The sequence below is a fragment of the Niveispirillum sp. KHB5.9 genome, from assembly GCF_048066115.1.
Classification (GTDB): Bacteria; Pseudomonadota; Alphaproteobacteria; order Azospirillales; family Azospirillaceae; genus Niveispirillum.
In genome coordinates this window covers 1-21,244 of record NZ_JBLTYX010000038.1, presented here as the reverse complement: position 1 = coordinate 21,244, position 21,244 = coordinate 1, and the positions used below count along the sequence as shown (strand labels likewise).

Here is a 21,244-nt window from a genome sequence, read left to right as displayed (position 1 = left end):
GAGATGAACCGTTGGATCGCCAGTGTTAGCGCCCTTTCCGTATTGGCGGGCGTTGTGCCCGTTGCTGCCCAGGAACAGGGGGGCGCTTCTGACATACCGGAAATCATCGTCACAGCGGAGATGATCCGCCGGTCGCAGATGCTGACGGGCAATAGTACGGTCATCCTGACGGCCAAGGACATTCAGGATCAGGCGGGGCTTGATACCGTTCGTGATGTGCTGGAAGCCATCCCCAATATCACCCTGGTCACCGGTACCGGCAAGGCCCCCACCGTGCGCGGCGTGGATGGCACTGGACCGGCGGAAAACGCCAATGCCTTTTTCGCCGGAAGCCGCGCCCGCCTGAACTGGCGCATTGATGGCCGACCCGCCAGTTACAATGAGGTGGTGTTCGGCGATATCGGTCTGTGGGACATTGACCGTATTGAGGTTCTGCGTGGTCCGCAAAGCACGCTGGTTGGGCGCAATGCCATTGCCGGCACGGTGGTGGTGGACACAATGGACCCGGCCTTCGTTCAGGAAGGGGCGGCCCAGATTGCGGCCGGCAATTATGATCAGCGCCGGGCATCCGCCATGGTCAATCTGCCGCTGGTGGCTGACAGCGTCGCCCTGCGCCTTTCGGCGGATCGCTATCAGCGCGATTCCGTGACCAGCTATGACAGCTATGAAGGGGTGAGCGACCCTGGCCGGGTGAAATCAACCGCGCTGCGCGGCAAGTTGCTGTTTACAGCGCCTTCCGATCCTGATCTGCGCTTACTGGTGACGGGCGCGCATGTCGACCATCGCGGCCCCAATGGCGAGATCATTGTCAGGCCCTTTGCCAACCGCCGCTCCAATTTTCCGCAGCAACCGGTGCATGAGCCGCGCACCAACAGCCTGGGCATGGAGGCTTGGATACCCCTGGCTGATGGCTACAAGCTTGAGATTTCTACCTCTTACACCGATTTTCGCTTCCGTCGCCGGGCTGTCCCCAACAGCTCCAATGCCCGCATCGACACTGACGAATATATCGCCGAACCGCGCCTGCGGTACGAGGCGGCGGATGGCACATCGCTGGTCACCGGCCTCTATCTGTACCGGGCGCGACAGAAGGAATTTATCGAGTTCATCACGGCCCAGAATTTCCGCGACAAAACCGATACTGCCGCTGCCTATGTCGAGGGTCTGCTGCCGGTTAGTGACACGCTCGACCTGACTGCGGGGCTGCGATACGAGCGAGAAGAGCGTGAACGAAATGGCGGCGATGCCGCCGGTGCCATCGCCCGCATCAACTCTGACGCGACATATGATGTATTGCTGCCCAAGCTGGGCGTGACCTGGCACCCGGATGATTGCATGACCTGGGGCGCGCAGATTTCGCGCGGATATAATGCCGGTGGCGGTGGCATTGCTTTTGCCATCCCCATCGTGAATTATGAATATGGTCCCGAATATGTCTGGACGGCGGAACTGTTCGGCCGCCAGAAATGGGCGGGCGGGAAGATCAGGACAACACAGAACCTGTTCCATTCCCGGTACCGCAATATGCAGTTGCCCTTCGACCTGACGCCCGGCAATACCCATGACGAAGCCTTCGTGGTGCGCAATGCCCCGCGTGTGCAGACGTCAGGCGCTGAACTGGGTATCGAGGGCGCGATTCTGGATGGCATCACGGCGCGTGCCCAGCTTGGCCTGTTGCGGACCCGGATCACGCACTATCCGGGTTCCGGCCTGGAGGGGAACGATCTGCTGACGGCCCCGGATGTCACGGCGGGCGGCAGTGTTGAATGGCGGCATGGCGACCTCACCGCGTCGGGTGCCCTGACCTATACCGGTGCCTACTTCACGGATGTCAACAACCGCCCGCGTGGGCGCACCGACGATCGTATCATCGCCGACATCCAGGCATCCTATGATCTTGGTCGGTTCCGGCTGTTCGGATCGCTGAAGAACCTGTTTGACAGCCGGGCGGCACTTGCCCGCTATCCCGGTGTCGTGCCGACCGGCGGCAGCGGCTCGGAAAGCGATTATGACAGTGCGGTTCTTGTCCAGCCGCGTACCTTCATGGCGGGTGTGAAGGTGACCTTCTGATGCTGCCCATTCGCACAGAGACGGCGATCTGGCCCCTGGCCATCGCCGTCTATCGTGGACCTGCCTCGCTGGACGATCATCTGGCGCATTTGGCCGAATGGAACCTCTGGTTCGCGCGTGGCCAGCGCTTCATGGTGTTGCGCGTCTTCATGGATGAAGCGGCCCTGGAACAGGCCGACGGTGTCGCCAGGGCGACGAAGCAATGGCTGGTGGACGGCGCAGGGGACGCGATCCGGTCAAAGGTCGATGCCATGGTCAATATTGTGCCGCCATCCGCCTATGCGCGGATGGCGGTGTTGAGCGTGGAAAAGGTGTTCGGCGTTCCAGGCTTGATTGCGGCGGGGCTGCCGGATGGCCTGGAATGGCTGCGCTCCCGGTTTCCCGAATTCGGGCTTTGGGAATCGGTTGGTGCATTGGTTCAGGACTGGACGGGCACAACGTTGAACAAAGGGCAACTCATATGATGCGGCACCGCGGCATTACCACTGCCTCTCCACATTCAACACCCTGCTCACATTGAAGCGCGCAGGTTGACCAGCACGCGCCGGGGCTGGCCCCAGAAGCCGGCATTGAAATAGCCGACATTGCGGTAATACTTCCTGTCAAAGATGTTGGTGGCGTTCACGCCGACGCTGACCTGCTCGTTGACCTGATATCGGGCCATCAGGTCCGCCAGGACATAGGCCCCTTGGGTGACCCGGCCCTGAGCCGTGATCGGCGTTCCATTGACGTTGAAGCGGCCCGTGGGGATGGCCTGGTTCTGGTAGATCTCGCTCTGCCAGGTCACACCACCACCGACGCTGTAATCGCCCAGCCGGTAATTGCTGAACAGGCGCAGCATGTGGGCCGGGCTGACGGTGAAGGTCCGCGCCCCCGTCTGATCCTCGCTGCGGGCATAGGTATAGCCGCCGGTCAGGCGCCATTGCCGGGTGATGGAACCGGAAACCTCGGCCTCGGCCCCCCAGGTCTCCACGCCCTTGACGGCGCGATAGGCATCGGCCCCGTCGGGCAGCATGCCGGGCGTGGCGGTCGGGTCCAGTTCCGCCACATTGTCCTGTTGCATGTGGAAGCCGTTCAGCGCGGCGTAGAGCCGCTTGTCGAAGAACTCCCCCTTCAACCCAGCCTCGTAATTGGCACCGGTCAGGGGGGCGAGCTGCTCATTGTCGCGGTCGCGCTGGCTTTGCGGGCGGAAAACCTGGGCGTAGGAGGCAAAGGCGGAAATTTCGTCCGTCAGGTCAATGACCATGCCCAGATAGGGGCTGAGCTTGGTGTCGGCATTGACGGCACTGATGGATGTCCGCACGCCGGCGGTGGAGAAATTCTCCGTTTCCGTTTCGAAATCCGAATAGCGGGCACCGGCGATGACTTTGACCCCGTCCATCGGGTTCAGGCGGATGGCGCCATAGACGCCGCTTTCGGTGGAATGTTCCAGGGTGCGGGGAATGCCCAGATTCTGCACGGTGGGCATGCCGATATCGCCATTCCAGGTATAGATGCTGGGGAAGGTGGTGCCATAGGGCCGGCTGGTAATGCTGGCATGCATCGACGCGAAATCGCGATCATAATGATTGGTGCCGAACACCAGTTCATGGCTGCGCCCGAACAGTTCCACGGGCCCGGACGCATAGGCATCCAGCGAATCCTCCCGCGTCTCCCCCACGCCATAGGTGTCCGACCTTCCCAGCCCCAGGCCGGTCTGCTTGTTGATGAAGCTGGTGGCACCGGAGTTGGAGCCGACATAGAGCAGGCTTTCCGTGTCGGTCCAGCGCTTGTTATAGGCGAGGCGCGCCACCCATTCCCCGATCGACTGCTCCAGCGAGCCGGACAGGTTGATATTGTCGCGCTGCCACCGGCTCCATTTGGATGCGGCACTATAGGAGCGGTCGGTGCGGATGCGGGTGCCGTCGCTGTAAAACAGGGGCGAGGCGCCCCAGGAGCCGCCCTGGCTGTCGGTGCGCAGATAATCCACGCCGACGCGCAGGCGGGTGGTCTCCGTCACGTCACCCTCGATCACGCCATACAGGCTGGGCGACTTGTCGCGCTGGAACCGGACATGGCTTTCCCGGTCGGTATAGGCACCGACCAGCCGGGCGCGGATACGGCCACTCTCCAGCAGCGGCCCACCGATATCGGCCTCGGCGCGCTTATAGTTCCAGCTGCCATAGGTCAGGCTGGTGTTTGCATTAAAGGTCTCCTGCGGCCGCTTGCGCACCATGTTGATGGTGGCGGATGGGTCGCCGGTACCGGTCACCAGACCCGTGGCACCGCGCACGATTTCCACCCGCTCATAGATCGAGGTATCGCTCATCACCGAATTGGCGGCGGCCCCGGTCTGGAACACGGTGGGCACGCCGTCGAACTGGAAATTGGTGATGGGGAAGCCGCGGGCCAGGAAGCGGGTGCGGTTGCTGTCATAGGATTGCACCGTGATGCCCGGTGTCTGTTCCAGCACGTCGGCGACGGTGATCAGGTTGTAATCCTCGATGCGCTCGCGGGTCATCACCGTGACCGATTGCGGCGTCTCGCGCAGAGAGAGCGGCAGCTTGGTGGCCGTGTTGGCGGCGCGCGCGTGATAGCCCTCGGTCCGATGCAGCACCAGGATCTCGTCCAGCAACTGTTCGTTCCCCTCCGTCGCTGTCTGGGCCAGCGTGGGGCCGGCCAGCAGGGCCAGGGACAAGGAAAGGGCAGTGCCGGCCCGCACGCACGGGCGGCCTGAATGAGGACGGGACATTGGGCTTCCTTCGGATTTGGTCGTGAAATGGCGGTTGGAGACGGCTCAGCGCCGCCTTGGCTTCAGGTAAGTGCGGGCCAGCACCAGCGGGGCGGCGGCGAGGGTGAGCAGGCCGCACCAGGCGATGCTGCCCAGCGCTGGTCCCCAGGACGCGGCGGCGGCTCCCCAGGACAGCGCCAGCAGCGACCAACCCAGCAGGCGCAGGGTGAAGCCCCCCCGTTTGGAGGGGCGGCGGCCCACCAGCCAATGGTGATGATCTTCCATGGCCAGCGCCAGCCAGGCGAAGCCGGCCAGCGCCAGCCACCAGGATATCAGGCTCATTCCCCGGCCACGGCCATGGCCGCCTCCTTCGGCGCGCGGGCCTTGGCGGGAGCCATGCGCGGTTTGTGACGATGGACCTTCACGGCGATGGCGGCCAGCGACAGGCCCAGGGCGATGAAGGTGATGTCGGTCCAGAAGCGGGTGGCGTCACCCTGGGTCAAGTGCTGCCACATTCCCTGGCCGGAGAACTGGTCAAAGATCGGCAGGGCCACAAGCGCCGCCCCGGTCAGGCCGAACTGTTCCACCCAGCCGCGTTTGGGAGGCCGAAGAAAGGCATAGGCCAGGGCGAGCCCCCAGGCGATGAACATGGCATTCACCTCCCCTTGCCAGCGGCCCTCCATACCCACGGGCAGCAGCCGGTTGGCGCACAGCATGGTGACCATGCCCAGCGGCAATCCCGCCACCGTGCCGACATTCAGCCGTTCCACCAGCCGGAAGCCGACATGCGGCCTGGCCGGATCGAGCAGCTTTTCCCGCCGCTTGGCGGTCCACATCACCAGCCCGGTGCCGACCATCACCGTGCCCGCCAGTCCGGACAGGAAATAGAGCCAGCGCACGGTAATGGGGGAGAAGCGACCGGCATGGATGCCGACCATGGCATCGCGGGTGGCCGTGCCGGCACCGCCGGCCGGTGCCTGGCCCAGCAGTGCGCCCGTCACCCCGTCGAACACCAGCGGTTCGCCGTCATCCAGGATGGAGTGGCTCAAGTCGCGGCCCATGGTCACGCGCGCCGAGGCATCGCCGGGATTGCTGATGCGGATGCTGCCGGGGCCGCCGCCGCCCCAGACCTGACGCGCCTGGTCCAGCATCGCGCCCATCGGCGCCATCGGCGCCGGCGTGGCGGCGTACTTGGCCGGCGGCACATTGGGCTGGGTGGCGGTGAAGGCGGCATTGCGGTCGTCGAAATTGGCCAGCAACCCCCAGGGCATATAAAGGGTCATCAGCGTGACCAGCCCGGTATAGGTGATCATCAGATGGAAGGGCAGGGCCAGCACGGCGGTGGCATTGTGCCCGTCCAGCCAGCTGCGCTGCCCCTTGCCGGGCCGGAATGTGAAGAATTCCCGGAAGATCTTCTTGTGCGTGATGACGCCGGTGACGATGGCGATCAGCATGAACATCGAACAGAAGCCCACGAACCAGCGGGCCCAGATCACCGGCATGTAATGCAGGTCGAAATGCAGGCGGTACCAGAAATCGCCGCCACGCGTCTCCCGTACCGCCACGACCTTGCCGTCTCCATCCACCCACAGGCTGTTGCTGGCGTCAGGCCAGCGGAAGGGGCGGCGCGGTTCCCCGGGCATCAGGCGTTCGGTCCACACACCTTGGACGCCGACGCCGCGCTGACCCGGCAGGCTGATCGACCAACTGGTGGCATCCGGCGCGCGGGCGGCCAATGCCGTCAACGCTCCTTCCACCATCCGCCGCTCATCCTCGGGGGTGCGCATTTCCGACGTCGTGGTCAGTTCTGGCCGCATCCAGCGGCTGATCTCCTCCCGCCAGAAACTGGCGGTGCCGGCGATGAAAATCAGGAACAGGACCCAGCCGACCAGCAGGCCGGTCCAGGTATGCAGGGCCGATTGCGTCTGACGGAAACTCTTCATGACGGCCATCCCCCTTGAATGGAAAGCCAGCCCAGCCCGCCCGTCAGCAGCGCCAGACCCCAGATCCAGCCCGCCACCACCAGCGCCCGACCGGCGGCGAAGGTCCAGACCACGGCACCCGTGAACAGGGCGAAGGACAGGGTCGTGGCCGCCATGGCGGTTTCCAGCGGCGAACCGGGCAGCAGCCGGGCCAGCAGTGCCGTGGTCGCCGCCGTCAGGGCATAGCCGCCCAACGATGCCGTCAGAATGCGCAGCGGCACGTCCCAGACGGGACTTGCTCTGGTGCCACCAGCGCGGCTGGCCTTGTTGATCCGGGTCATCGGGTCACCTGTCTACTGTCGGGCGGTCAGAAGCGATAGCCGACGCTGCCTACCACCGACCGACGTGCGCCCAGGAAACAATCGCCGCGCGCCAGACAGGTGGAGATGTATTTCTCATCCGTCAGATTGTTGACGTTCAGGCCGAGCCGCCAGGATTCCAGATTGTAGGACAGCATCAGGTCGGCCAGCGTGTTGGCCGGCGTATTGATGATGATGGTGCGGGCACTGTTCTGATCGGTTTGGCTGCCGATATAGCGCACGCCCCCGCCCAGCTTCACCTCCGCCCCATTCTCCAGGGGGAAGCTGCGGGTCACGAAGGCCGACGCCATGTGGCGAGGGGTGGAACTGGCAGGCTTGCCGATTTCCGTCGCCACATTGCTCTTGGAGGTCTTGGCGTCGGTGTAGCTGTAGCTGGCGCTGAGCGTATACAGCTCCAGAACCGTGGCCTGCGCCTCGAACTCGAAGCCCTGGGCCTTGATCTCACCAGTTTGCACGCGGTCCAGCGGGTTGGTGGGGCTGGTGGTGACGCGGTTGGTGTCGCGCAGGTCGAAGATGGCGGTGGTGACCAGAATGTCCTGCGCGGGCTGCCACTTCACGCCCGCTTCCCACTGCTTGCCGATCTGCGGGTCAAACGGCTCTCCTGCCAGGTTCGTGCCGGCCACAGGCAGGAAGCTTTCCGAATAGCTGACATAGGGAGCGAAGCCGCCCTCCATCTCATAGAGCAGGCCGGCGCGATAGGAGGTGGCCTTATCCTTCTTCCTGGTCTTCACGCCAGCCGGGGTCAGGGTGTAAGAACGGGCATCATCATGGCGCAGGCCCAGCAGCAGGTTCCAGCCCTGCCATTTGATTTGGTCCTGAAGGTAGAAGCCGACCTGCTTTTGCTCGGATGTATTGCCCTTGGTCCGGGCCGGCGCCGTGAAGCCGGACGTATAGACCGGGTTGAACAGGTCGATCGGGGTGGTCAGGCGGCTGGTGATCTGATCCATCTCCTGATGATATTCCTGCCAATCCATGCCGGCCAGCAGCGTATGGCTGACCGCGCCAGTGGCGAAGTCGCCCTGCAACTGTGTGTCCGACGACAGGATACGGACATCAGGATAGGCGGCGTACAGTGTGCGCGCCACATTGCGCCGGGGTCCCGTATAGCCCGTCTGACCCGCCGACAGGAACGGGTTCAGCGGGTTGCTGAAGGAGTTGGAATAGATGGTCTGGTAGGTGACCTCGCTCCAGGCCGCGCGGAAATTCTGGCGGGCCAGCAGCCAGTCGGTGACCTGTTGTGCCAAGAAGGCGGACACATTGGTCTGCTCCGACTTGAATTGGTCGAAATCAGGCTCACCGATAAAGGTGGAGAAGCCGATCTTGCCGTTGGGATTGTCATAGAGCGTGCCTGACCACGGGAAGAACTGGGTCGTCAGGCCCGTGTCATCCTTCTGATGGTAAAGCTGGATCGTGGCTTCTGTGCGCTCGGTGGGACGCCAAGTCAATTGCGGGGCGATGAACCAGCGATCATCATCGACATGATCGACCTGGGTCCCGGCATCGCGTACCAGACCGGTGACACGGAAGGCCAGGGTTTCTGCCTCGTCGATTGGACCGGTCAGGTCGAACTGTGCCTGCTTGCGGTCATAATTACCATAGCTGAGGATCACCTCGTTTGCGGCGGCGAATTCGGGACGCTTGCTGGTCAGGTTGACGACACCAGCCACACTGCCCTGACCATAAAGGACTGAGGCGGGGCCCTTCACGACCTCCACCCGTTGCAGCATATAGGTGTCGGCCCGCGCCACGTTGTAGCTGTCGTAGGAGGTGCGCATCCCATCCAGGTACTGGAGCGGGCGGCTGCCGCGCACCAGATAACTGTCGACACGGCTGTCATTGCCATAGGCATCGGATCGCACACCGGCACTGTAGAGCAAAACATCCTGGATCGACAGGGCACCCCGTTCCCGCATCTGTTCGTCAGTGATGATGGCGATGGATTGTGGCGTGACAGCGATAGGTGTGTCGGTCTTGGTACCGCCACTGGCCCGCCTTGCGCGCTCCCCCACCACCACGATCTGATCCCGGTCGATGGCTTCCGCCACCTGCTGCGCATCGCCCGACGCGGTTTCAGCCAGGGCAGGGGCCGAAACACTGCCCAGCAGCAAGGGCAGAAGCAGCAACCGCTTTGCCGATTTGGAAGAGGGGCGGACGGACATGATAGGGACTCCACACCGAATTAAGAATTATTCGCATAATGTTTAATGGTGTGCGGCCAATATGCGAATGACTCTTAACTGCATGTGTATGATGCATGCTGTGCATGGGTGTTTGTGCCGTGATCGATGATGAATGTGCGTAAAACCAACTATGCGAATAAGATTGACTCGCATTAATAACGCCCGGTAACACAGGACCGACCCGTGGGGGAGGGGTGATCATGTCCAGATCGAATGTTGTTTGTGCAAGCACTATCGCCGTGCTGGCGCTGTCCAACGCTGCGGTCGCACAGCCTGTTGATGCCACGATGGAAACCGAGATCATCGTGACCGGAGAGAAGGTGGCGCGGTCGCTTCAGGATACGGCCGCTTCCGTGGCGGTGACCACAGATGAAAGGCTGGAGGAAGAGAATATCCAGTCCCTGCAAGAGATCATTCAGCGCACCGCCAACATGGCGGAGACCTATGGGGCGGCGGGCTTCACCATCCGAGGTATCGCCAATCGCGGGGTATCATCGGGCGGTGATGCCCCATTGGCCACCATCTATCTGGATGGGGCCGCGTTGCCGGACGGGATCGTCGGGGCGGGGCCCACCGACACCTGGGATTTGGCGCAGATTGAGATTTTCCGCGGGCCGCAATCCACCTTGCAGGGGCTGAACGCCCTGGCTGGCGCCATCGTCCTGCGGTCGCAGGACCCCACCTTCCACTGGGACCTGAAGGGCAGGGCCATCCTGTCGGAAGGGGACACGACCAGCTTCGCTCTGGCTGGCGGTGGACCGCTGGTCGCCGATGAACTGGCGTTCCGTCTCGCGGCGGAAAAGCGCGACAGTGACAATTTCATCCATAACGACACCCGCAATACGCCGGAAGAGCCGCTGGACAGCACCAATGTCCGTGCCAAACTGCTGTGGACGCCGGATGCGCTGCCGGCGCTGGAGGCGCGGCTGGGCTACACGCATTTCAAGAAGCAGGCTGGCTATACCTTCACCTATGCCAGTACAGCGGCACCGGATTATTATGATGACCGCGTCGCCTATGGCGATTATCCCAACAGCAGCGATACCAGAGCCGATATCGTTAATCTGGAACTGGATTACGAGATTGCCGACCGCACCTCGCTGAGTGCCGTCAGCAATTACAGTGATGTCGACCTTCGCCGAACGTATGACGGCGACAATACCGCGCAACCGGTGAGCTACGGCATCAATCCGGCCCGGTACAAGACCTTCTCCCAGGAACTGCGCCTGCATCATGATGCGGACTGGGTGAAGGGGTTGATCGGCGCCTACTATTATCATCGCGACCAGCAAACCAATTCCGAGAGCCGGACCCTGGTCCCCACACCGACCAATCAGGTATCCTTGCTGCTGCAGGGGGCCGGTTTTGATGCGGCCACGGCGGGGCAACTCGCCAACCTCTATGTCAATGCCCTGCCCACTATCCCGGTTCAGTACAGCGCCGACATGCCGATGACGGTGGAGACGATGGCGTTGTTCACCGACGGTCGTGTGGAACTGACCGATCAGTTCTCGGTGCTGGCGGGCCTGCGCTACGACCATGAGCGCAACACTGTCACTGTCACGCAGACGGCGACCTTTGCCGGTACCTTCCCCGATCCAGCGGCCTTTGGTGCCTATGCTCCCCTGATCACGGCCATCAATGGCGGCGTGCAGGGGCTGGTCGATCAGGCTTCGGGCGCCACACCACGCTCCACGCGCAACTTCAACGCCTGGCTGCCCAAGCTGGGGGCCGAATGGGCCTGGACCGACGATCTGTCCACCACCTTCCTGGTACAGCGCGGCTACCGCTCGGGTGGGACCACAGCCAACACTGCGCGGTCACAGGCCTTCTCCTATGATCCGGAATTTACCTGGAACTATGAATTGTCGTTGCGCTCGCAATGGCTGGACGGGCGTCTGACCCTGAACGCCAATGCCTATTACATTGACTGGAAGGATCAACAGACGACGGTCAACTTCGGCCTGAACCTCTATGATTATCACACGGTCAATGCCGGCAAGTCGCATGTCTATGGCGGGGAAGTGGAGCTGACCCACAAGATCAGGGCCGATATCGACTGGTATGCCTCGCTGGGCCATACCCGAACCAAGTTCGATGAATTCCAGACCAATGTCGGATCGGCGACCGACCTGTCGGGCCTGGAATTCCCTTATGCGCCGCGCTGGACCTTGGCGGCCGGGGTGAATGTCCGCTTCGGTGACGGCTTTGCCCTGAATGTGAATGGCAGCCATCGCAGCAAGGTGTTCGGCGATGTTTCCCGCCCGCAGGAGGATATGCGGCTTGAAGCGCGCACCCTGGTCAATACCAAGCTGGCCTATGAGTATGAAAACTGGACTGTTTCCGTTTTCGCCAACAATCTGTTCGACGAGAAGTATAAGCAATATGAATATGCCGCGACGCAGCAGGCCCTTCTGGGGGCGCCGCGTGTCGTGGGTGTGATGCTGGAGGGGCGGCTGTGAGCGATCTTCTGCCCTTCATCCTGATTCTGGCGGGCGCGCTGGGCGGTGCCTGGGCCCTGCGCCGATCTTGGAACCTTGGCGGCGGCCAGGGTCGGTTGCCCTGGCTCTTGTCCGGCTGGGTGCTGTTGGCAGCCAGCCTCATCACTCCGGCCTGGGTGCTGGGCACGGTGCGCGGCCCCTTCATTGCCCTGGCACTCATTCCCCTGGCGGCACTGTTGCTGGTGGCAACGGGGTTTCAAATCCGCACGGCCCGCGCGGGCCGTACCGGGCGTGACAGTCTGGCACCGGAACCGCTGGAACGGCCTGGTTCCACCTGGCGTACGGTGCTGCGCTGGTCGCTGGCCGGGCCGATCGGGATGATTGCCGCCTTGGCAATCGGCATCGCCTATGCGGTTTGGATGCCGGGGGCGGCGCAGACGCGGCTGGTGGTCGGGGGACTGCTGGTGCCCGTTGTCTGGGGGGCCGCCATGGCCTGGACGCTGGCCGATAACCGCATCATTCGGGCTACCGCGGTGCTGGTGGGAACGGCGCTGGTCGGCTTCACCGCCTCCATCCTGAAGGGGTTCGCATGACGGATGTTCCTGTCGCCGGGCGCAAGCGTCGCCCGTTGCTGCCGCCCGGCTTCGTCGCCGCCGTCCTGAAGGGACATAGCGGGCTGGGTCTGGCCTTCGCCGCCATCCTCTATCTTGTCTGCCTGACGGGCAGCATCGCCGTCTTCGCGTATGAGCTGCAGCGGTGGGAGAATGCCGACCTGTCGCGCCTGGACGCCGTTTCGCCCGAAGCGGTGCAGAAGGCAGCGTTGGCGGCCGTGGCCGCGACGGGCGAGGGGGTGGAGCATGTGTTCATCACAATACCGGGAGCGGAACTGCCCTGGCTGAAGATCACCACCGACGTCGCCGGTACGCACCGCGATTGGATCGCTGACGCAGACGGTGCCTTGACGGAGGGGGGTGCCAGCCCCTGGACGGAGTTCCTGACAGCCCTTCATATCCATCTGCATCTGCCGCGAAGCTGGGGCATGTTCTTGGTCGGGTTGACGGGGGTGGCGCTGCTGTCCTCGCTGATTTCCGGCCTGCTGGCGCATCCGCGCATTTTCCGCGATGCCTTCCATCTGCGCCTGGGCGGTTCGCGGCGCTTGCAGGAGGCGGACCTGCATAACCGCATCGGCGTCTGGGCATTGCCCTTCCATGTGGTCGTGTCGCTAACCGGGGCCTTGCTGGGCCTGACGACCCTGATCGTCGGTGTCCTGGGACTGGCGGTGTTCCAGGGTGATACGGAAAAGGTCTATGCCCTGTTTGTGCCGCCGCACCCGGCGGACGACCCGCGCCCGGCACCGATGCTGGATCTGGTGCCGATGTTCGCGGAGCTGTCCCGCCATACGGATGGACGCATTGAAAGCATCTTCCTGGAGCATCCGACCGAAATGGGCGGGGCCGCCCTGTTCAATGTCGATGACGGTTCAGACCGTCTTGCGCACACGGATGCCTATACGTTCGACCGCGAGGGCAAGCTGTTCTTCAGCAAGCGTGCGGTCGACGGCAATGTCGGCGAAGGGATCATCAGTTCGCTGGGCACCCTGCATTTTGGCTGGTTTGGCGGCGGACTGGTGAAAATCGCCTATGGGCTGCTGGGTTTTGGCCTGACCTATATGGCGATGAACGGGGTCACCATCTGGCTGGCGCGTCGCCGCGACAAGGGACGCCCGGCGCCTGGGTGGGAACGGGTGTGGGCGGCAACCGTCTGGGGCCAGCCATTGGCGCTGACCGGGGCGGCGGTTGCAGTCCTGGCCATGCCGGCTGCGACGCCGCAATCGGCCTTGCTGATTTGGGGCGGGCTGACATTGGCGGCACTGTCCGCCGCGGCTTTCCTGTCCGCTGAGATCGTGTCCCGTTGGGGGCGCCTGCTGTCCGGCTTGTTGCTGCTGGTTCTGGCGCTGGGGCACGTGCTGCTGCGGATGGGACCGGGGGCCGATCCGATGGGTTGGGTCATTAATGCCGTACTTCTGATTACCGGCGCCCTGCTCCTGGCCAGTCTGCGCCATCGTCCCAACCCCGCGTGAGTGTTGTTGATAATCAGTCGCAGTTCGGCTAACTCAAGGGCGGAATGGATGACACCGGTCGGGGGTTGGGGTGGTTGACGCCATTGCAGATATCGGGGGGCTTTATGCCGCGCATGGCGGCTGGCTGCGTGATTGGCTGCGTCGGCACACACGCTGCCCGCAAAGGGCGGCGGATCTGGCGCAGGACACGTTCTGCCGGTTGCTGGAACGCCGCCCGGTCCTGCCCGATGATGCCAAGCGCTATCTGGCAACGGTGGCCCGACGCCTGCTGATCGACGACATTCGCGCGCGGGAGGTGGAGCGGGCTTATCTGGATGTGCTGGGGGACCGTTTTGGCACCGCTGACCATCTGACACCGGAGCACATCGCGGAGGCGGTACAGTTGCTGCACGGTATCCTGCGGCTGCTGGAGGCATTGCCGCCGGTAACAAGGCAGGCCTTTCTGTTACGGCGCCTGGAGGGGATGGCCCACGCGGACATCGCCACTGCACTGGGCCTATCGGATCGCACGGTTAAGCGTCACATCGCCGCGGCTTACGCCCGGTGCTATGCCCTGGCTTACGTTGACGCGTGATGTCGGTCAGGGCGGTTCCAAACGCTGAGCCAACGGCGGAGATTGTGGCGCGTGCAGCCAATTGGGCTGCCCTTCTGGACGATGCCGACGTCAACCGGCAGGTGCGCGAGGCCTGTGAACGCTGGTGCAGCCAGGACCCACGGCACCGTGTGGCGCTGGATCGCATGCGGGGTCTGGCCGCGCGTTTCGATCGGCTGGACGGGATGGAACGCGAAACGCTGACGGTCGCGGCTGCCCGCCGGGCGCGGCCTGACCATCGATCCGCCATTGCGGCGCTGGCAATGCTGGTCCTGGTGGTGGCTGGCGGCTGGCGGCTGGCGCCCCTGCTGGTGCCACTGTTTCCGGATCACCGGACGGACGCGGGGCAACGCCGCAACGTCGCCCTGGCGGACGGATCGGAACTTGTCTTGGACGGCAACAGTGCCGTTGATGTTGACTTGTCGGCCACGGTGCGGCGGATCACCCTGTTCCAGGGGCAGGTGCAAGCGACGGTGACAGCGGATGCGACCCGTCCCTTCACGGTGACAACGGCGGACGGCACGGCAACGGCGCTTGGCACGGCCTATATAGTGCGCAAGCAGGCGGAAGGCACCCGCATCACGGTCGTGGAATCGCGGGTGCAGGTTTGCGCCAACGCGCAGGTTGCTGGGTGTCTGGACCTCGCCGCCGGGCAGCGGGCGCTGATCACACCCACGGGTGTCCAGCGCCTGTCAGATGTCGATCCGCGCGCCGCCGCCGGCTGGGTGCGCGGCTGGCTGGAAGCCGACGACATGCCGCTGCCTGAACTGCTGAGTGAACTGAATCGGCAGCGCCAGCGCCCGATCCGTTTTGATCCGGCATCTCTGGCCGGTCGGCGGGTCACGGGCAGTTTCCCGCTGGATGATACCGATCGTGCAGTTCAGGCGCTGGCCGCCGCCACGGGCCTGCGCCTGTACCGCGCCCCAGATGGGGATATGGTGCTGTCGACCAGCCGCTGAAAATTTTTGCTGGCCGGCCTGTCCCGTTTTGCGAACGCGCCCGTCCCCATGGTGGAAGACAATTTTGCCAAGGACAGAATGATGGTGCGCGACTGGATGAAGATGGGGCAGATGGCGGCGACTGTGGCGCTGCTGGCCGGGACGGGGATCGTGCAGGTGCCCCGGGTCATGGCACAGGCTGCCACCGAACAGGGGTTCGATATTCCCGCAGGTCCCTTGGGTGCGGCTGTAGCCCGGTTGGGACAGCAGGCCGGGATCATTATCACTGTTGATCCTGACCTTATCCGTGGCAAGCAGACATCGGGCCTGTCCGGCCGCTTCACAACCGTGGCGGCGCTGGAACGGCTGCTTGCAGGCTCCGGATTGCGCGCGCAGGTGGGGCCGGGGGGCACCTACAGTCTGGCGCCCCTACCAGCGCCTCTGCGGGCTGGAGCACGTGAACAGGAAGCGGCGACCGACCTTGCGGAGATCGTGGTTGTCGGCGTGCTGACCGATGTCGCCATCGACCAGCGGGAGATTGAGATGCGGCAGGCATCCGACCTGTCGGACCTGTTTCGCCAGGTGCCGTCCGTCTCCGTCGGCGGGTCGGTGGGCATCGCCCAGAAAATCTATGTACGCGGGCTGGAGGACAGCCTGCTGAATGTCACCGTCGATGGCGCGCCCCAGCATGGCACCCTTTTCCACCATGTCGGGCGCGTTTCCATTGAACCGGAATTGTTGAAAAGCGTGGAGGTCCAGGCTGGCGCCGGCGAGGCGACCTCCGGCTTCGGTGCCATCGGCGGTGCTATCCGTTTTCGCACCAAAGACGTCGACGATCTGCTGGCACCCGATCGCAATATGGGCGGAATCGCCAAGGCTGGTTGGTTCAGCAATGACGGTTACAAGCTCAGTGGCACGCTTTACGGCCGGGTCGCGGGCGATATCGGCTTTGTCGGCTCCTATGTTCGGGTTGACCGCGACGACATGAAGGACGGGGCTGGTAACCGACTGCGCGGCACATCGGCCGAACAGGAACTTGGCTTCGTGAAGCTGGGTGGTCTTGTCGCCGAGGATCATCATCTGAGCGTCAGTTTCGAGCAGCGCGACGAGAAGGCATCCTTCGGTCAGCGCCCCAACTGGCCAGTGTTGGAGGGAGCCAGACTGTTCCCGGCGGAGGGCAAGCGACAGACGGGCGTCGTCAATTACCAGGCCGATCTGGGGCTGGCGGAACTGGAGGCGACGGGCTACTGGACCCGCTCACGCTTTATCCAGGACCGCTATGACCGCTGGGGACTGTATGGCGGCTCCATCCGCAGCCGCGGGGCCGACCTGCGCGCCCGCGTCGATCTGGATGCCCATGACATCACTGTCGGCGGCGAATATCGTGACGATCAGGTGGTGGGCGAGTATCAGGGCGATCCTGCGGTCTGGGGCAAATGGGCCTGGAGTACGGTTGTCGGTCGCTTCAAGGAAAAGGGCGAACTGCTGAGCTTTTATGTCCAGGACCATTGGCAGGTGGCGGAGCCGTTGCTGCTGAGCCTGGGTGCCCGCTATGACGCTTATGACCTGGAGCAGGTGACATATGCCAACGGCACCGACAGCGATGGGATCAGCCTGAATGCCGGCCTGAACTATCAGATCACCGATGCCGTCTCGGCCAATATCGGCTATGCGCAGGCCTTCCGGGGCAAGGAGATCGGCGATGCCTTCACCCTTGAAAAGCGGCCGGGTCGTATCTCGCTGTCGCCAACCCTGAAGCCGGAAAAGGTTGGCAATTTCGAAACGGGTCTGGCCTATGACCAGGATGGGTTCCGCGCATCGGTGGCCTATTACAATATGCGCATCAAGGACGTGATCCTGGATCAGATTGGCAATGGCGCACCGCCGCAGGACGCCGTCCATTACGAGAATGTGGGGCGGTTCCGGGCCAAGGGCGTGGAACTGAGGGCCGGATATAGCCATGGCCCCTTCGCCATCGATGCCTATTACAACCATTACCGGTCGCGCCTGAATGGCGACCTGATCGAGGGATATGAACATATCGGCCTGGGCAATTCCGTCGGCGATAACTGGAGCGTCACGGCAGGTTACGCCCCCACACAAGACCTGGGCTTCGAAGTGGCGGTGACACGGTTCGATGCGCTGAACGATATCGAGGTCCTGCAGCGCGGCGTCGCCATCGGCTGGATCGGCGAAACGCAATATGTCAGCAAACCCGGCTATACGGTGGTCGACCTCTTCGCCCGCTGGCAGCCCCTGGACGATGATAGCCTGACCGTGACAGCCGGTGTCTATAACCTGTTCGACAAGCTGTACCGGGCGCATGCCAGCGTGGCCGATTACAACGCCATTCCCGGCTGGGAAGGGGTGGCCGGTGTCTATGAGCCGGGGCGGGATGTCCGCCTGTCGGTAGCCGTCCGCTACTGATATGGCCAAGACCATCGGGGAAAGGGGGGCGCCGTCCTGGCGATGGCGCCCCCTGGCGCGACGTCTGCATCGCTGGTTCGGGCTGCTGGCCGTGCTGTGGCTCCTGCCATTGGCGCTGACCGGGTCGGCCATTACTTTTTATGATGAGCTGGATCGTTGGTTGAATCCGGATTGGCGAACGGTTGCAGCAAGCGACGAGCCGCCGGCCCTGGATCGGGCCTTGGCGGCAGCGTCACAACATCTGCCGGGCTTCACGGCGCGCTTCCTGGATGCACCAAACCGGGCGGATGACAGCATCACCATCCTCGGATCGGCGCCGATTGATGGGAGAGAGGCGGTTTCAGTCCAGCTTTTCGCCGATCCGCGCGACGGATCCTTATTGGGTTGGCGGGAGACCGAGGTCCTGTCCTTTGACCGACGGCACCTGATGGACACGCTGTACGCCCTGCATATGGATCTGATGTTGGGGCCGGTGATGGTGTGGATTCTGGGGTTGATGGCCTTGTTCTGGATCATCGACCATATCATCGCTACGGCCCTTTCCTTCCCCGCCCTGGCTAAGTGGCGCGCGTCCTTTGTCGTGGCCGGTCGCGGATTCAGCCTGAAATGGCTGTTTGATCTGCACCGCGCCGGGGGCCTGTGGCTGTTCCCAATCACCCTCGTCCTGGCTGTCACGTCCCTGACCCTGACCTGGCATGAGGAGACGCGGGACGCGGCACGGTTGGTGGTACCCGTGTCCGAACGACTGCATTACGGGTTTCCGGTTCAGCCGGTTGCAACGCCGCTGGTTGGGGTGGAGCAGGCTGTCGCGGTCGTTGGGGGACAGGTGGACAGTGTCCTTCCGCTGTATCGCTATGGCGTCTATGGCGTTCGCCGTTTCGACGACCGCGACATGGATGGTTATGGTCGATTATGGGTTTATGTGTCGATGATGGATGGCCACCTTCTCGGAAGCCGGCACGATCGGGGAGAGGGGATGGGTGACCTGTTCTTTGCCTGGCAGTACCCGCTGCATTCCGGCAAAGGCTTGGGTCTGCCGGGCCGGATTCTGGTGCTGCTGGCGGGGTTGGCCACTGCCGGCCTGTGTATCACAGGCCTATGGCTGTGGTGGCGGCGACGCTAGGCGTTCTTCGTGTCGCGCATGTGGTTCAAGAACAGCTGGTATTGATTAAACGTCGACCGGTGATCCTGAACCGGCGTCTTCGGCCTGAATCGAGCGCTTGAAGGCCAGCAGCCTGCTTTGCAATGAAGCCGGACACCTTCTCCGCAGCATTCCGGACCGGATCAAGTGCCAGATGGGCATACCGGGCGGTGGTCTGCACCTGCGTATGGCCCAGCAACTTCCCGATCATCGGCAACCCTTCGCCCAGAAACAGGGCGCCACTGGCAAACGAATGTCGCAAATCATGAATGCGAACATCGTCCAGCCCCGCCCGTCGGCGAATTCGCCGCCATGGTGGTTGAAGGTCTGTCAGTCTGGAGCCCTCCTTTGTGCCCGTGATAACCCACGGATTGCCCGGCAGCTTCGGAATGGCACGCAGGACGACTGCAACAGCGTCCCCGAACAGAACTACTTTGGCCCCCGTTTTGGAATCCGGCAGTCTGAACGCCTTCGCCTGCCAGTCGATATAGGCCCATTTCAAGGTCATGATTTCGTTAAGCCGGCACCCAGTCAGCATCAGCAACCGGATGGCAGCGATGACGGAAACCGGCTCCGATTTCGCTGCTTCCAACTCGGCCAGTATCCGCCCCAGTGCTGCATATTCGTCCGTGCAGAGGAAGCGCTCTCGCTTCTCCTCCGGGAACTTCTTCACATGCAGGCATGGATTGCTGCCGTCGGGGCGAAGGCCCCAGACCTCAGCCAGATTGAACATCTTGGATAACACGCCAAGGGTTCTGTTGGCTTGATACGGGATGTGCCGCAGCGAATGGTGGAGTTCCGCAATATCCCGGCGTTGGATGTCCGTGACCCGGCGGGTCCCGATCTTGGGATTAGTGAACAGTTCCACCGACCGCCGATACTCATACTGCGTCGAAGGCTTGCAGCGTACAGCGACATGCTCCTCCAGAAATCGCTCTCCCAGCGCCTTCATGGTCGGGGCCTTCCGTGCCTGATCGAGTTCCTGTGCCGGATCCCGTCCGTTCTTCGCTTCGGACAGGATTTCATAGGCCCGTGCCCGCGCATGCTCGGCGGTCACAGGGCCATGTTGGCCAATCGTGATGAACCGCTGTTGGCCGTTGATCCGGCACTTCACGATGTAGACCTTGCGACCCGTCGGATGGATGCGGACGCCGAACCCCCGCAACTCTTCATCCCAAACCACCTTCAGGGTCGGACCTGCAACCGCGGCATCCACGGAACGTTTGGAGAGCTTTGCCATCATTCATCTCCAGAAACACCGGAAGCATCATCCTGGTGCTTGGTATCAGCTACCATATAGCTACCAGATGAGATAAAATCGGAGCGCTGATGATGGTATCTGGTCGTACATAGAAGTCAAAATATCAAAAGTGTTATCAGTTATTTAGGTTATTTCGGTGTGTTCGGTAGTACATCATCGTATGAATACTTTTCAAACTCATAACCTGAAGGCCGCAGGTTCAAATCCTGCCCCCGCATCCAAAAAAGGACAGCAATCCCAACGGGTTGCTGGCCTTTTTGCTGTTTGCGTAATGGAAGCGGCAACCGGCGTGGAAGCGCAGTGGAAGCACGCGCGGCGTGACGCCCCCACAATCACTTGGACAACAGGTCGGTAAGTTTGCCGCCCGAGTGGAGTTTTGCGAACGTCGTGTAGCGTGGCCCTTGCATCGCACCTTGTGGGGCGTCGGCATAGGGAATCGGGCCGATCGGCTTTGCCTTCTCAGAGAACAATAGTTTGTACTTGCCATCTTCACCATACGGTTCGATCCGGGAAACCGGGGCGTAGTGCGTGATGGCTGAAGCCGGTTGCGTCTGGTAACCGGCGATATACTTGATCTTGTCGAGCATGCCGCCTGAGATTCTGACCGCGTACCAACAATCTTCGCCAAGGAAGACCCTCTCAAAGCCGTCCTTCTGTGCTGGCACGATGATGGTGTCGGGCTTGGGGCTCTTGGGCTGCGGCACCGAGATGGGGTCCACCGCTTGCGGCACGGCGACCGCTTTAGGTATCTCGAATGCCCGCAACCCCACCAGGGGGAGAATCTGAAGAACTTCCTTCAGGAAGGCGCGGGTGTCGGCTTTCTCTGCCTCGCTCAAGGCCGGTTCCTGCGGAGCATTGCCATTGTCGAGGTGGCAACGTTTTGCCTCGTTGGCCCTCTTGACCAGCGCATATTCCAGCCAAGTGACATGGGCGCGGTTCAAGCCGCCGCTGGTTGAGACGAACACCACGCCCCAATCCCAGAAGTCCTTTGTCGTGTAATGGGAATCGATCCGGCCCCGCACACCATCGGCCTGCCCGACATAGAGGGTCGGTAAATCGGCGTCCTGATTGCTGTAGCCGACGAGGACATAGATGCCAGTCC

16 protein-coding genes and 1 tRNA gene are annotated in these 21,244 nt (G+C 62.7%); 10 read left to right on the top strand and 7 right to left on the bottom strand.

The window, feature by feature from the left end; translation table 11 throughout:
- The first annotated feature begins 3 nt into the window (after positions 1–3).
- On the top strand, positions 4–2,070 hold the full coding sequence (locus ACM9HJ_RS30050; protein ID WP_416575491.1) for a TonB-dependent receptor: 2,067 nt from the start codon (positions 4–6) through the stop codon (positions 2,068–2,070).
- Positions 2,070–2,534, top strand: a complete 465-nt coding sequence (locus tag ACM9HJ_RS30045; RefSeq protein WP_416575490.1) for a hypothetical protein — start codon at positions 2,070–2,072, stop codon at positions 2,532–2,534. The genes ACM9HJ_RS30050 and ACM9HJ_RS30045 overlap by 1 nt, the downstream gene beginning before the upstream one ends.
- A 47-nt stretch (positions 2,535–2,581) precedes the next feature.
- Here ACM9HJ_RS30045 and ACM9HJ_RS30040 read toward each other — a convergent pair whose 3' ends face one another.
- From ACM9HJ_RS30040 to ACM9HJ_RS30020, 5 genes are read right to left on the bottom strand one after another with little or no spacing between them, the layout of a single operon-like run.
- Positions 2,582–4,801: a TonB-dependent siderophore receptor gene (locus ACM9HJ_RS30040; protein ID WP_416575489.1), complete on the bottom strand. Its 2,220-nt coding sequence runs from the start codon at positions 4,799–4,801 to the stop codon at positions 2,582–2,584.
- 45 nt (positions 4,802–4,846) lie between these two features.
- Positions 4,847–5,122 carry a DUF3325 domain-containing protein gene (locus tag ACM9HJ_RS30035; RefSeq protein ID WP_416575488.1) on the bottom strand — a complete coding sequence of 92 codons (276 nt, stop codon included), beginning with the start codon at positions 5,120–5,122 and terminating at the stop codon, positions 4,847–4,849.
- Complete coding sequence (locus ACM9HJ_RS30030) at positions 5,119–6,723, bottom strand: PepSY-associated TM helix domain-containing protein (protein ID WP_416575487.1); 1,605 nt, start codon at positions 6,721–6,723, stop codon at positions 5,119–5,121. The genes ACM9HJ_RS30035 and ACM9HJ_RS30030 overlap by 4 nt, the downstream gene beginning before the upstream one ends.
- The gene (locus tag ACM9HJ_RS30025; protein WP_416575486.1) at positions 6,720–7,043 is read right to left on the bottom strand and encodes a hypothetical protein; all 324 of its coding nucleotides are present in this window, start codon (positions 7,041–7,043) and stop codon (positions 6,720–6,722) included. Before ACM9HJ_RS30025 ends, ACM9HJ_RS30030 begins: the two co-directional genes overlap by 4 nt.
- Positions 7,044–7,069: 26 nt before the next feature.
- Complete coding sequence (locus tag ACM9HJ_RS30020; RefSeq protein ID WP_416575485.1) at positions 7,070–9,241, bottom strand: TonB-dependent siderophore receptor; 2,172 nt, start codon at positions 9,239–9,241, stop codon at positions 7,070–7,072.
- Positions 9,242–9,462: 221 nt separating this feature from the next.
- On the opposite strand from ACM9HJ_RS30020, the gene ACM9HJ_RS30015 reads away from it, so the two are divergent.
- The 7 genes from ACM9HJ_RS30015 (at position 9,463) to ACM9HJ_RS29985 (ending at position 18,863) form a co-directional block, all read left to right on the top strand.
- Positions 9,463–11,724: a TonB-dependent receptor gene (locus tag ACM9HJ_RS30015; RefSeq protein WP_416575484.1), complete on the top strand. Its 2,262-nt coding sequence runs from the start codon at positions 9,463–9,465 to the stop codon at positions 11,722–11,724.
- The gene (locus ACM9HJ_RS30010) at positions 11,721–12,296 is read left to right on the top strand and encodes a hypothetical protein (protein WP_416575483.1); all 576 of its coding nucleotides are present in this window, start codon (positions 11,721–11,723) and stop codon (positions 12,294–12,296) included. The genes ACM9HJ_RS30015 and ACM9HJ_RS30010 overlap by 4 nt, the downstream gene beginning before the upstream one ends.
- Entirely contained in the window at positions 12,293–13,783 is a 1,491-nt protein-coding gene (locus tag ACM9HJ_RS30005) for a PepSY-associated TM helix domain-containing protein (protein WP_416575482.1), read from the top strand. The genes ACM9HJ_RS30010 and ACM9HJ_RS30005 overlap by 4 nt, the downstream gene beginning before the upstream one ends.
- Positions 13,784–13,853: 70 nt before the next feature.
- Entirely contained in the window at positions 13,854–14,357 is a 504-nt protein-coding gene (locus tag ACM9HJ_RS30000) for a sigma-70 family RNA polymerase sigma factor (protein ID WP_416575481.1), read from the top strand.
- Between the two features lie 44 nt (positions 14,358–14,401).
- The gene (locus ACM9HJ_RS29995) at positions 14,402–15,334 is read left to right on the top strand and encodes a FecR family protein (RefSeq protein ID WP_416575480.1); all 933 of its coding nucleotides are present in this window, start codon (positions 14,402–14,404) and stop codon (positions 15,332–15,334) included.
- A gap of 48 nt (positions 15,335–15,382) precedes the next feature.
- Positions 15,383–17,740 (top strand): TonB-dependent receptor domain-containing protein, encoded by a 2,358-nt coding sequence (locus ACM9HJ_RS29990; protein ID WP_416575479.1) that lies wholly within the window; start codon positions 15,383–15,385, stop codon positions 17,738–17,740.
- Position 17,741: 1 nt separating this feature from the next.
- Positions 17,742–18,863, top strand: coding sequence for a PepSY-associated TM helix domain-containing protein (locus ACM9HJ_RS29985; protein ID WP_416575478.1), 1,122 nt, complete (start codon positions 17,742–17,744; stop codon positions 18,861–18,863).
- Between the two features lie 25 nt (positions 18,864–18,888).
- On the opposite strand, the gene ACM9HJ_RS29980 is transcribed toward ACM9HJ_RS29985, so the two are convergent.
- Entirely contained in the window at positions 18,889–20,121 is a 1,233-nt protein-coding gene (locus ACM9HJ_RS29980) for a tyrosine-type recombinase/integrase (protein WP_416575477.1), read from the bottom strand.
- 153 nt (positions 20,122–20,274) lie between these two features.
- Here ACM9HJ_RS29980 and ACM9HJ_RS29975 point away from each other — a divergent pair.
- Positions 20,275–20,363, top strand: a tRNA-Leu gene (locus ACM9HJ_RS29975).
- A 111-nt stretch (positions 20,364–20,474) separates the two neighbouring features.
- On the opposite strand, the gene ACM9HJ_RS29970 is transcribed toward ACM9HJ_RS29975, so the two are convergent.
- Positions 20,475–21,244: GIY-YIG nuclease family protein (locus ACM9HJ_RS29970; protein WP_416575476.1), on the bottom strand; the 770-nt coding region annotated here is incomplete at its 5' end.

Excerpts from the sequence above, each read along its gene's own strand:
- ACM9HJ_RS30050 (WP_416575491.1), top strand. The coding sequence starts at position 4 with ATGAACCGTTGGATCGCCAGTGTTAGCGCCCTTTCCGTATTGGCGGGC.
- ACM9HJ_RS30045 (WP_416575490.1), top strand. The coding sequence starts at position 2,070 with ATGCTGCCCATTCGCACAGAGACGGCGATCTGGCCCCTGGCCATCGCC.
- ACM9HJ_RS30040 (WP_416575489.1), bottom strand. The coding sequence starts at position 4,801 with ATGTCCCGTCCTCATTCAGGCCGCCCGTGCGTGCGGGCCGGCACTGCC.
- ACM9HJ_RS30035 (WP_416575488.1), bottom strand. The coding sequence starts at position 5,122 with ATGAGCCTGATATCCTGGTGGCTGGCGCTGGCCGGCTTCGCCTGGCTG.
- ACM9HJ_RS30030 (WP_416575487.1), bottom strand. The coding sequence starts at position 6,723 with ATGAAGAGTTTCCGTCAGACGCAATCGGCCCTGCATACCTGGACCGGC.
- ACM9HJ_RS30025 (WP_416575486.1), bottom strand. The coding sequence starts at position 7,043 with ATGACCCGGATCAACAAGGCCAGCCGCGCTGGTGGCACCAGAGCAAGT.
- ACM9HJ_RS30020 (WP_416575485.1), bottom strand. The coding sequence starts at position 9,241 with ATGTCCGTCCGCCCCTCTTCCAAATCGGCAAAGCGGTTGCTGCTTCTG.
- ACM9HJ_RS30015 (WP_416575484.1), top strand. The coding sequence starts at position 9,463 with ATGTCCAGATCGAATGTTGTTTGTGCAAGCACTATCGCCGTGCTGGCG.
- ACM9HJ_RS30005 (WP_416575482.1), top strand. The coding sequence starts at position 12,293 with ATGACGGATGTTCCTGTCGCCGGGCGCAAGCGTCGCCCGTTGCTGCCG.
- ACM9HJ_RS29990 (WP_416575479.1), top strand. The coding sequence starts at position 15,383 with ATGGTGGAAGACAATTTTGCCAAGGACAGAATGATGGTGCGCGACTGG.
- ACM9HJ_RS29985 (WP_416575478.1), top strand. The coding sequence starts at position 17,742 with ATGGCCAAGACCATCGGGGAAAGGGGGGCGCCGTCCTGGCGATGGCGC.
- ACM9HJ_RS29980 (WP_416575477.1), bottom strand. The coding sequence starts at position 20,121 with ATGGCAAAGCTCTCCAAACGTTCCGTGGATGCCGCGGTTGCAGGTCCG.